This window comes from Sporichthya sp., assembly GCF_013815995.1.
Taxonomy (GTDB): Bacteria; Actinomycetota; Actinomycetes; order Sporichthyales; family Sporichthyaceae; genus Sporichthya.
The window spans coordinates 1-11,193 of record NZ_JACDFE010000154.1; the positions used below are offsets into that span (position 1 = coordinate 1).

Here is an 11,193-nt window from a genome sequence, read left to right on the forward strand (position 1 = left end):
CGCGTGGGTGGCGAAGAAGGCGCGCGCCTGCTCCCCGAACGCCGCGACCTCGGCGCTCATCGGCGGCGCCGGCCCGGCGATGCCCTTGCCCGCGATCAGCAGTTCGGCGAGGGAGTCCTTGGTGGCGGCGGTCGAGCCGGTCAGCACAGCGTTGGCCCGGGCCCGCCGGAAGTACAGGTGCGCGTCGTGCTCCCAGGTGAAGCCGATGCCGCCGAGCACCTGCACCGCGCCCTGGGTGGCCGACACCGCGGTCTCGGCGCACGCCAGCGCCGCAGCGTTGAGCGCGGTCCGGCCGGGCGCCTTGACCTCGCCGCGGCACAGCTCGACCGCGGAGACCAGCAGGGCACGGGCCACCTCGGTGGCGAAGAACATCTCCGCGCACAGGTGCTTCACGGCCTGAAAGGTGCCGATCTTGACCCCGAACTGCTCGCGGGTCTTGGCGTACTCCACCGCGGTCTGGAGGCACCAGTCGGCGATCCCGAGGTTTTCCGCGGCCAGCAGCAGACGCGCGACCTGGCGCCCGGCCCGCAAGGCGGGGCCGGCGTCTGCCGCCAGTTCCCGGGCGCGAGTGTTGGCCAGCTCGACGCGGGCCTGCGGGCGCCCGAGGTCCAGGGTGTGCAGCGGCGTACGGCGCGTGGTCGAGGCCTCGACCACGAACAACGCGGTTCCGCCGGCAGCGCGGGCCGCGACGATCAGCAGGTCGGCGGTCAACGCATCGATCACGTCCACCGAGCCGGTCAGGGCGCCACCGACGGCCGTCACGGTGAGGGGGGAGCCGTCCAACGGGGCGGCGAGCACCGCGGTCCGCTGCCCGCTCGCGACCGCCGGCAAGATCTCGGTGTCGTCCACCGCGGCGAGCGCGGTGGTCGCGATCGCCGTGGAAAGGAACGGCACTGCGGCGCAGGCCCGGCCGATCTGCTCCGCAACCACGGCCAACGCGCCGAGGTCGGCCCCGGCGCCACCCAGCTCCTCCGGCACGGCCAGGCCGGCCGCCCCGAGCTGGTTGGCCAGCTGCTTCCAGGCCAGGTCGTGCTGTACCGAGGAAGGCTGCACCGTGGCCTTGAGGTCCTCGCGGGACGCGGTCCGCTCCAGCAGGCGGGCCACCTCGGTGGCGAGAGCTGACTCGTCGTCAGTCGGCCAGCCCATTACAGGCGCTCGAGGATGGTGACGTTGGCGACGCCGCCGCCCTCGCACATGGTCTGCAGGCCGTAGCGGCCACCGGTGCGCTCGAGCTCGTGGAGCAGCGTGGTCATGATCCGGGCGCCGCTGGCCCCGACCGGGTGGCCGATCGCGATCGCGCCACCGTTCGGGTTCAGCTTGGCCGGGTCGACGCCGAGTTCCTTCTGCCAGGCCATCGGGACGCTGGCGAAAGCCTCGTTGCACTCGAAGACGTCGATGTCGTCGACGCTGAGGCCGGTGCGCTCGAGCGCCCGCTTGGTGGCCGGGATCGGCGCGGTGAGCATCAGGACCGGGTCGGCGCCCATCACCGAGATGTGGTGGATCCGCGCGCGGGGCTTGAGCCCGTGGGCCTTGACCGCCGCCTCGGAGGCGACCAGCAGAGCGGCCGCGCCGTCGGAGATCTGGCTGGCGACGCCGGCCGTCAACCTGCCGCCGGGGGCGAGTTCCTTGAGCCCGGCGAGCTTCTCCAGGCTGGTGTCGGCGCGCGGTCCCTCGTCGGCGGTGATGGTGCCGTAGGGCAGGATCTCGCGGTCGAAGTGGCCGTTCTTCTGCGCCTGCAGCGCGCGCTCGTGACTGGTCAGCGCGAACTGCTCCATCTCCTCGCGGCTGATCCCCCACTTGTCGGCGATGCCCTCAGCGCCGGTGAACTGGCTGAGTCCGTCGGTGCCGTAGCGCGCGGCCCAGCCCTCGCTGCCGGTCCACGGGTCGGTGCGGCCCAGGCCGTAGTGCTCGCCGGCCAGGAAGGCGCACAAGATCGTGTACTGGGTCATGTTCTGGATGCCGCCGGCGATGACCAGGTCGTTCGTCCCGCTCATCACGGCCTGGGCGGCGAAGTGCACCGCCTGTTGGGAGGAGCCGCACTGGCGGTCGATGGTCACGCCCGGGACCGCCTCGGGCAGGCCGGCGGCGAGCAACGCAGTGCGGCCGATGTTGCCGGCCTGGGAGCCGATGTTGTCCAGGCAGCCGATGATCACGTCGTCGATCGCGTTCGGGTCGACCCCGGTGCGCTCGACCAAGGCCCTGATGACGTGCGCGCCCATGTCGGCGGGGTGCACCTCGGCGAATCCGCCCTTGCGGCGTCCCACGGGGGTGCGGATGGCATCGACGATGTAGGCCTCGGGCACGGTGGTCTCCTCGCGGGAAATCGGACGCTGCGTCTGGACACATCCTACGACCTCGGACAACGCGTCCAGACAGCGAGTGGAAACGAAACGTCCGTTCGGCCACAATGCAGCCATGCCCTCGATCACCCGCAAGGCCCAGAGCAGCCGCGCGCAGCGCCGGGACGACATCCGGACCAAGCTGCTGGCCGCCGTCGAGCAGATGCTGGCCGAGGGCGAAAGCTTCACCGAGCTGTCGGTGGAACGCCTGGTCGCCCAGGCCGGGGTCGCCCGCTCGACCTTCTACGTCTACTTCGAGGACAAGGGCGAGCTGCTCCGGGCCTGGCTGGAGGACATCACCTCCTCCCTCGACGACTCCGCCAAGGACTGGTGGGGCCTGGACGCCGCGGCCGACCGCGACGACCTGCGCAAGGCGCTGTCGTCCATCGTCCTGACCTACCGCCCGCACACGAACCTGATGGCCGCGGCGTTCGACGCCGCCGCCTACGACGCCGCGGTCCGCGAGGCCGCGATGGCTCTGATGACCCACAACGCGGCCGGCCTGCGCAAGCACATCAAGACCGGTCAGCGCGACGGCTTCGTCGACCCCAACCTGCCCGCCGCCGAGGTCGCCCAATGGCTGACCTGGATGGCCGAGCGCGGCCTGCACCAGCTGGTGCGCGGCGCCGACGACGCGACCGTCGAGACGCTGATCGAGGCGTACACCGCGATCGTCTGGAACACGCTCTACGCACCCGTCAAGGCCTGACGGCCGGTCGCAAGGGATGACATCCCTTGCGCAGCGCGGCTAGGACTCGGGCAGTCGGCTCAGCAGCGCCGTCGTGATCAGCGCCGTCGTGATCTCGGCCTGGAGGGCTGCCCTCACCGAACGACTGCTACGCGTCGCTCAACATCGCGGCGTCGGGCTGCACCGCCCCCAAGGGGGGCCGGTTCGAGTGCTTCACGGGCCTGGCAAAGGGCTTCTGAACCCGGGGCAGCGGGGGTCCAGGCGTATATTTCGCCGCATGGCAGTCGACGTCGACGCGGTCGTCTCCGAGATCGCGCGCGTCCTGGACACCAATCTGCCCGAGCTCACGACCGAACTGACGACCTATTTCGTCGAGGTCATCCCCGAGTTCCAGCACGACGAGACCGTGCGCCAGCTGATGGTCGCCAGCACCTCCTCCAATCTGGAGGCGATCGTCGACGTGCTGGCTCACAAGATCCCGGTGCACAACATCACCGTGCCGCCGGCCGCGGCCGAGTACGCCCGCCGGTTCGCCCAGCACGAGCTGTCCCTGGAGGCATTGCTCCGGGCCTACCGGCTCGGTCAGCACCGCCTCACCGAGTGGGCGCTGGCGCTGCTCACGGAGATGCCGGACCTCGACACGAGCCGCGCGCTGGCCGCCGTCGCCGACATCACGCAGCGGGTGAACCGCTACATCGACCAGGTCAGCGCGGGGCTGATCGACATCTACGCGGCCGAGCTCCGGCGCTGGAACAGTCGCACCGGCGCGGCCCGCACCGCTCAGCTGCGCACGATCCTCGAGAACGAGAACCTCACCGACAGCTCCGCCGAGCACCTGCTGGGCACTCCACTCTCGGGTCGGCACCAGGCCGCGATCGTGTGGGTCGCGCCGGAGACCCCCGACCCGGACGCGGCGCTGCAGGCGGCGAACCGGCTGCTCACCGAGGCCTCGGGCCGCAACCCGCTGACCATGCTGGCCGACGACCACACCATGTGGGCCTGGCTCAGCGGCCCGAGCGAGCCTCTGCTCGACCGCGCCCTGCTGCGCGAGCGCCTGCTGAATCACCCGGGTCTGAGCATCGCCCTGGGCTCACCGGGCGCCCGGCTCAACGGTTTCCGGGGCACGCTTCGGGAGGCCCAGCGGGCCCGCAAGGTGGCCGAGACCATGAGCGGGCACTCCCAGCTCGTCGGATTCGACGAAGTCGCGATCGCGGCGTTGCTGACGGACCATCCGGACGACCTGCGGAACTGGACGGAGCGCGTGCTCGGCGGTCTCGCCGCGACCGACGACTCGACCGCGCGGCTGCGGGCCACCGTGCGCTGCTTCCTCGAAGCGAACGGCAGCTTCACCGAGGCGGCCGCTCGACTCCATCTGCACAAGAACACCGTCAGCTACCGGATCCGCAAGGCCGAGGAGGTCCGGGGCCGACCATTCGGCGAGGGTCGCCTCGACGTCGAAGTGGCCCTGCTCGTGTGCGACCTGCTCTGGCGGCGGGTCCATGCCCACGCACCACCCGCGCCCACAACGTCGAAATCCCGCAGCGTCCGCCTGGTCTGAGCGGCGCTACGGGAAGTCGACGAGGCGGAACTGCTACTGGCGCACGGACGCGCTGCTGTTCTCCATGCGATGCGTCGGAGCCGGGTTGCGCACCTCGAGCTCGAGGGTGGCGCTCTCCAGGAAGGCCCGCAGTTCGGCGAGCGCGGCTTCCTTCCATTCCTCCAGCGACTCGGTCACGGCCGCGGCCCGCCGGCTCTGCTCCTGCATCTGCTGCTGGATCATCACCAGCGCGCCGAGGCTGATCAGGGCCAGTCCGACGACTCCGCCGGAAGCGAGGTACGGCATCTGGAGCACGATGTCGTCATTGCGGCGCACGCCGAGAAAGCCGAGCAGCACGCACACCAGGCCACCCAGGACCAGGGTGCCGGCGAGTGCCTTGAGTCGGAGATCTCTCACGCGGTCGTTCATCGGTGCTCCTCTACGCGATGGGGCGCTTGCGAATGATGGTGACCAGGCCGGCGACGCCCAGAGCCGCTGCCAACAGCAGGAAGCGGTAACCGTCCTTGAACTGGTCCGGGGCCAGACTCGGCCTGGTGAGGGTGAATCCGACCGGAACCGCGGCGGCCGGAGCGGCAGCGCCGAGACCGACCGTCGGGATCGTTCCGACCGTCGACGGCAGCGCGCCGAGGTCGGCGGTGCCGGCGAGGTCCGTGCCCGTGGCACCCGGGACCGTGGCACCCGGGACCGCGGCGGAATCAGTCGTGGTCGGAGTCAGCTCCGGACCACCGCCGAGCGAACCGAGGGCCCGCGAGGTGACCGAGGCGAAGACCTTGCCGTACTCGAAGGTCTCGTCCGACCCGATGTCACTGGGCCGCTCGATGTCCGACTCCGGCAACTGGTAGCGGAAGGTGAAGGCCGCGCCGTAGAGCTCCGCCTGACCCTCGCTCACCTTCGAGGTCTCGGTCGAGGCGATGAACGTCAGCCCCTGGGCAGCGAGGCCGGCCAGTCCCTGATTGAACGCCGCGACGCTGGAGGCCGGCAGGGGGATCTGGTCCGAGATCCGCAGACCGTTCTTGTCGATGATCACCGGGACGCCGGCCAGCGAGGCGCCACTGGTGTGGACCTGCAGCGAGGTGATGGGCTTCTGGCCCGGCGCAATGGTGATGGTCGCCAGGCTGTCCACGGAGGCGATCTTCAGGCCCGTCGGTCCACCGATCAGAACGTTCTGCACCGAGGTGGTGGCCTTGGTCTGGACGGTGCCGTCCGGCAGAACCGCGCTCTCGCTGTGCGAGACGCCGGCCCCGGCGGTGTAGACCGCCGTTGTGACGCTCTGCCCGGAGGCGTTGGCCACCGCGTTGGGGCTGTCGCTGGCGCGCGCGTTGAGGTCGGCGTTGCGGACCTCGCCGCCCACGCTGGGGCCGCCGCCGTTGCCGCCGGAGAGCGACGCCTCGCGAGGCGCGGTCTCCGAAGGCGGGTCCTGCGCGGTGATCACCGACGGCATCTGGGTGATGGTCCCGGGCGGCGCCGAGGTGACGACGAAGGCGTCACCGAGCGGACCGAGGGTGAACCCGGCGGCCAGGGCCTGGGACTTGCCGATCTGCACGGAGCTCTGCGAGAGCAGGTAGCCGCCGGCCGTCTCGGCCGGGACCCGGCTGACGACGCTGGCCGGGGTGGCCTGGCTCGCGGCGAAGAACACGGCAAGGTTGTCCGGCGCCGCGGCCTGGGCCGTGGAGTCCCACAGGATGGCCACGCCGACCGTGAGCAGCAGGGCGGTGGACCCGGCGGCGGTCTGCACGCCGCGCTTTCGCAGCAGATCTCTCTTGACGTTGCTCATAGGTGGGCTCACAGGTGGTAGGCCTCCTCGACCGCGCCGATCCGAATGGCAGCCGCCGGTGTTCCGCTGAACGCCACGTGCCCCTTCTTCAACACGTAAACCCGGTCCGAGACCTCCATGGCCCGGTGCACGAACTGCTCGATGAGCAGGATGGACAGCCCTTCCTTGTTCAGCTCGAGGAGCCGCGCGAGGATCTCGTCGACCACGAGCGGGGACAGCCCGAGGCTGAGCTCGTCGATGAGCAGCAGTTTCGGTTCACTCATGAGGGCCCGGGCGATCGCGAGCATCTGCTGCTCGCCACCGGACATCGAACCGGCCAGCTGCCCGCGTCGCTCGGCCAGCCGGGGGAACAGGGCGTACGCGTCGGCCAGGCGGGAGTCGACCAGCTTCTGCTTGCGGCGCGCGGACCACGCCCCGAGGCGCAGGTTGTCGGTCACGCTCATCTCGGGGAACACCCGGCGGCCCTCTGGCACGTGCGCGAGTCCGGCTTGCACGGCGACAGCCGGGCCGCGGCTGTCGATCCGGACGCCGTTAACGCTGACCGTGCCGGCCTGCGGGCGCACCAGGCCGGTGATGCCGCGCAGGCTCGAGGTCTTGCCCGCGCCGTTCGGCCCGAGCAGGGCGACGATCTCGCCCGGATTGACCTGCAACGTGAGGCGGCGGACCGCGAGCACGTTGCCGTACCCGACGTCCATCGCGCGGGTGGCGAGGATCGGCTTGGCCGCGGTCACGGCAGCGACAGCAGCGCTGACCGGGTCGGTCATCGTCATACCGCGGCCTCCTGGACGGTGCTGCCGAAGTACGCCGCCCGGACCTCGGCGTTGGCCCGGATGTCAGCCGGGGTGCCCTGGGCGAGCAGCTTGCCGAAGTTGAGCACGTAGATTCGGTCGCAGATCGACAGGATCATCGCGACGTCGTGCTCGATGATAAGCACCGACATGTCCCGTTCGCGGCTGATTCGGGCAAGTAGGGCTCCGAAGTAGGCCGACTCGGTGCTGTCCATGCCGGCGCCGGGCTCGTCGACCAGCAACACGGTGGGTTCGAGCACGATCGCCCGCGCCACCTCCACCATCCGCTGGGTGCCGAACGGCAGGTCACCGACGGGGGCGACGAGCACCTCGGTGAGCCCGCACTGAGCGGCGATGGAGTGGACCAGGTCGCGCGCCTTGCGCTCCGCTCCTCCGGCCAGGCCGATTGCGGCGCGCAGGGCGCTCGCGCCGTAGTGGCGGTGCCGACCGAGCAGCAGGTTCTCCTCGACGGAGAGGTGCTTGAACAGCTGGGCCTGCTGGAACGTGCGGGCCATCCCCATCCCGGCCCGCTCGCTCGCGGGCAGGTTGGTGATGACCTTGCCGTCCAGCGTGATCGAACCCGACGTCAGCTTCTGAGCGCCCGTCAGGCAGTTGAAGCACGTCGTCTTGCCGGCACCGTTGGGCCCGATGAGGCCGACGATCTCGCCGGGGCGGACCTCGATGTCGACGGCGTCGTTCGCCACCAGACCGGCGTAGCGCTTGGTCAGGCCGGTACCGATCAGATGCCCGCTCACGGCCGCACCCCCGGGACGATCCGAACCCGTACCACGCTGCCCACCGGCGGCGGGCTCTCCCCGACCGTCGCGTGCACGCGCGGCGGCGAGTGATCGTGCTCCTCGTGCGGAACGAACGAGCCGTAGCGCACCGGCTCACCGCGCACCGCATCGGCGATGGCCTTGCGCCCGGCCTTCAGGGCGCCGGTGACACCGTCGAAGCCGGAGAGCAGCGTCAGCAGGAGCGCGATGCTGGTCATCAGGAACAGGCGGACGTCGAACAGGTTGACCAGCGGCTGACCGACGGCAAGGAAGGCCCCGCCGACCAGCGCACCGAGCAGGGCCTCCGCGCCGCCGAGGACCGGCATCGCCAGGTAGAACAGCGATTGCAGGACGCTGAACTGCTCCGGGGCCGGCGTCGCCTGGAACAACATCCCGTAGAACAGACCGGCGATCGAGGCCAGCGCGGCCGAGGCCGCGAACAGCCCGATCTTGTACGGCGCGATCTTGATCGCCATCGCAGCCGCGGCCTGCTCGGAGTCACGGATGGCGAACAGCACGCGGCCCACGTCAGTGCGCCGGGTGTTGTAGGCCAGCACCAACGCAATCGCGAGCACGACCAGCACGGCGTAGTACAGGCCGCGGTCGGTTGTGGTCTGGATGCCGACCAGATTCGCCCGCGGCACCTGGTCCGCGGCGATCCCGCGGACCTCGGAGCGGGTGAAGAAGTACTGCTGGCACGCCGCTCCGAACGCGAGCGTGGCGATCGTGAAGTACACCCCGCGCAACCGCAGGGAGGGGATGCCGAGGATGAGGCTGATCGCCGCGCCGATCAACCCGATCAGGACCACCGTGAGAACGAGCGGCACGTCGTTGTTCAGCAACTTGGCGCCGAAGTAGCAGCCGCACCCGACGAACGCCGCGTGTCCGAGGCTGATCTGCCCCGTCCAGCCGACGAGGATGACCAGCGACAGCCCAATCAGCGCGTAGATCGCCGACAGGCTGCCGTAGAAGTGCGCGACCTCCGGGGTCACCAGCGGCCAGACCAGCAGGCCAATGGCGAGAATCAGGACGCCGCCCGCCTCGACCCGCTTGCCGCTCATCAGCGGACCGCCGGTCAGCTTCACGCCCCGGTCAGCGGCGTTCTTCAGGTTCTTCACGCCCGGGGCCATCAGAACTCCGACACAACGTCGAGCTGCGGCTTGTTCGACCGCACCAGCAGGACGCCCAGCAGGGCGATGAACACCAGAAGTTGTCCGATGCCGGCGACCGGTTGGTAGCCCTGGCCGAAGCTGAAGATCAGCCCGACCGCGACACCGCCCGCCCCGGCCAGCGGCAGGCTGTTGAACCCGCCGAGGGCCGCCGCGACCAGGCTGGAGATCAGCACGAACGTCAGGCTGATCTGGTCGAGGCTGTTCAGGTGGATGTACATCAGGCCGGCCACCGCCGCGCTCGCGCCGCCGATGGCCCAGGTCAGGGTCACGATCGACCGGACCGGTAGCCCCACGATGCGGGCCGCGCCCGGGTCCTGGGCGATCGCGGTGATGCCCACGCCGACCCAGGTCTTCGCGAGCATCCAGTACAGCCCGCCGGCCAGCACGATGACGATCCCGGCCGTGCCGATCTGATGGACAGTCACGCCGGTGTTGCCGATGCGCACCAGGGTGTCCGGGAAGACCGAGGCGATCACCGGGTTGTCCGGGCCCCACAGCTGCACCGTGAGCTCGGTGAGCAGCAGCAGGACCCCCGTGGTGGCCGTCAGCGTGGCCAGGGCGCCGCGGGTCTGGACGGGCCGGACCACGAACTTCTCGACCCCGGCCCCGAGCACCGCACCGGTCAGGATCGCCCCCGCGGTGGCGACCGCGACCGGCATTCCCAGGTCACCCATCAGGGTGTAGTGGAAGACGAACGCCGAGAAAACGCCGATCGCTCCCTGCGCCAGGTTGATCACCCGGCTGACCCGGTAGATCACCACCACACCCAGGGCAACCAGGGCGAAGATCGCGCCGTTGGCCAGTCCCGTGACGAGGTACCCGAAGAACCGCTCCATGGATCAGAACGTCCGAGCCGGCGCGACGCGGGCCCGCCCACGGTCCCCGACGATCTCGGGCTGCACGCTGGAGGAGATGCTCGACTTCGCCGTCGCCGGCGAGAACCGCTTGGACTCGATCTGCCAGGCCAGGGCGTCGTCGGCCTTGAGGATGATGCCGCTCGGCTGCGCGTTCTTCAGGTTCCCGAAGTCGAGCTTGAGGCCCAGGCCGATGTCGAAGGCCCGCATCGTCTTGAGCTGCTTGAGGAAGTCCGTCCGGGTCACCTTCGGGCCCATGGCCTTCAGGGCCGCGACGATCGCGGCGGCGCCGGCGTAAGCGGCCTGCTCGTAGAAGTGGTGGAAGGTGTTCGGGTAGTAGAACTCGGTGATCTTCTTGTACTCGGTCAGGCCGGGCGAGGTCGAGTTGTAGAAGTCGAACATCGTCAGGCCGTACATCCCCTTGCCGTACGCGCCGGCGGCCTTGGGCACGTCGTCCGCGGCGACGAAGCCACCGAAGAAGACCGGGTGCCAGCCGGTGCGCTGCGCGGCCTGGATGAACTTGACCGTGTTCACCGGGTCGTTGCAGAACAGGACGGCCTCGACGTTCGCGTTCTTCAGGGCCGCGACCTGGCTGTCCAGGCTGGTCTCGACGTCGGAGTTGAGCGCCACCTGAACCAGGGTGCCGCCGAGCGCTTCCGCGGTGGACTTGACCTTGCCGGTGCAGGACGGGCCCGCGCCGTTACGCAGCTGCGAGACGCCGATCCGCTTCACCTTGAGCACGTTCACCGCGTGGGAGGCGATGAGCGCGCCGACCGAGCCGCCGGGAATCTGCGTCGGGTACATCCACGGGCTGGTGAACTCCTGGTCGTACAGACCCGAGGACCCGACCCAGGGCAGCTTGTAGTCGTCCAGGGTCTTCTGAACGATGTCCAGGTTGAAGTCCAGGGACGGTCCCATCATGAAGACCTTGTCCTGGGCGGCCAGCTTGGTCAGGCAGCCGCTCGTGCCGTCCGCCGTGCCGGCGGTGTCACAGGGCGAGTACGCGATCTTGCGACCGCAGATGCCGCCCTGGCTGTTGATGAAGTTGAAGTAGGCGCTCGCCGCGTTCTGCGACACCTGGCTGTACTTGTCCAGGAAGCCGCCGTTGAAGAACGTGCCGCCGACCTTGATCGTCGTGTCGGAGACGCCGATGTCGGTGGCGCCGCCGTTGCCGCCGGCCGGCGCGGCCGCTCCGCAGGCCACGACCCCGCCTGCCGGCTTGGTTGCGGTGGCCGCGTTCGGGT

The 11,193-nt window shown here is 70.0% G+C and carries 11 protein-coding genes; 2 read left to right on the top strand and 9 right to left on the bottom strand.

Annotated features, from left to right (window positions below; all coding sequences use genetic code 11):
- Together H0X00_RS16325 and H0X00_RS16330 are read right to left on the bottom strand one after the other, a co-directional pair.
- A partial coding sequence (locus H0X00_RS16325) for an acyl-CoA dehydrogenase family protein (RefSeq protein WP_293772868.1) occupies positions 1-1,146 on the bottom strand: 1,146 nt, incomplete at its 3' end.
- Positions 1,146-2,303, bottom strand: a complete 1,158-nt coding sequence (locus H0X00_RS16330) for an acetyl-CoA C-acetyltransferase (protein WP_293772869.1) — start codon at positions 2,301-2,303, stop codon at positions 1,146-1,148. The genes H0X00_RS16330 and H0X00_RS16325, both read right to left, overlap by 1 nt.
- A gap of 112 nt (positions 2,304-2,415) precedes the next feature.
- On the opposite strand from H0X00_RS16330, the gene H0X00_RS16335 reads away from it, so the two are divergent.
- Together H0X00_RS16335 and H0X00_RS16340 are read left to right on the top strand one after the other, a co-directional pair.
- Positions 2,416-3,048, top strand: coding sequence for a TetR/AcrR family transcriptional regulator (locus tag H0X00_RS16335; RefSeq protein ID WP_293772870.1), 633 nt, complete (start codon positions 2,416-2,418; stop codon positions 3,046-3,048).
- Positions 3,049-3,304: 256 nt separating this feature from the next.
- Positions 3,305-4,585, top strand: a complete 1,281-nt coding sequence (locus H0X00_RS16340) for a helix-turn-helix domain-containing protein (protein ID WP_293772871.1) — start codon at positions 3,305-3,307, stop codon at positions 4,583-4,585.
- A gap of 33 nt (positions 4,586-4,618) precedes the next feature.
- On the opposite strand, the gene H0X00_RS16345 is transcribed toward H0X00_RS16340, so the two are convergent.
- The 7 genes from H0X00_RS16345 to H0X00_RS16375 all read right to left on the bottom strand — a co-directional run.
- On the bottom strand, positions 4,619-4,993 hold the full coding sequence (locus H0X00_RS16345; RefSeq protein WP_293772873.1) for a monovalent cation/H(+) antiporter subunit G: 375 nt from the start codon (positions 4,991-4,993) through the stop codon (positions 4,619-4,621).
- A 10-nt stretch (positions 4,994-5,003) separates the two neighbouring features.
- Positions 5,004-6,359 carry a hypothetical protein gene (locus tag H0X00_RS16350; RefSeq protein ID WP_293772874.1) on the bottom strand — a complete coding sequence of 452 codons (1,356 nt, stop codon included), beginning with the start codon at positions 6,357-6,359 and terminating at the stop codon, positions 5,004-5,006.
- Between the two features lie 8 nt (positions 6,360-6,367).
- A complete protein-coding gene (locus H0X00_RS16355) occupies positions 6,368-7,129 on the bottom strand; it encodes an ABC transporter ATP-binding protein (protein WP_293772875.1) in 762 nt (253 codons plus the stop codon).
- Positions 7,126-7,902 carry an ABC transporter ATP-binding protein gene (locus tag H0X00_RS16360; RefSeq protein ID WP_293772876.1) on the bottom strand — a complete coding sequence of 259 codons (777 nt, stop codon included), beginning with the start codon at positions 7,900-7,902 and terminating at the stop codon, positions 7,126-7,128. Before H0X00_RS16360 ends, H0X00_RS16355 begins: the two co-directional genes overlap by 4 nt.
- Positions 7,899-9,053 (bottom strand): branched-chain amino acid ABC transporter permease, encoded by a 1,155-nt coding sequence (locus tag H0X00_RS16365; RefSeq protein WP_293772877.1) that lies wholly within the window; start codon positions 9,051-9,053, stop codon positions 7,899-7,901. Before H0X00_RS16365 ends, H0X00_RS16360 begins: the two co-directional genes overlap by 4 nt.
- Complete coding sequence (locus H0X00_RS16370) at positions 9,053-9,931, bottom strand: branched-chain amino acid ABC transporter permease (RefSeq protein ID WP_293772879.1); 879 nt, start codon at positions 9,929-9,931, stop codon at positions 9,053-9,055. Before H0X00_RS16370 ends, H0X00_RS16365 begins: the two co-directional genes overlap by 1 nt.
- A gap of 3 nt (positions 9,932-9,934) precedes the next feature.
- Positions 9,935-11,193 (bottom strand): ABC transporter substrate-binding protein (locus H0X00_RS16375; protein ID WP_293772881.1); only part of this gene is annotated, 1,259 nt, incomplete at its 5' end.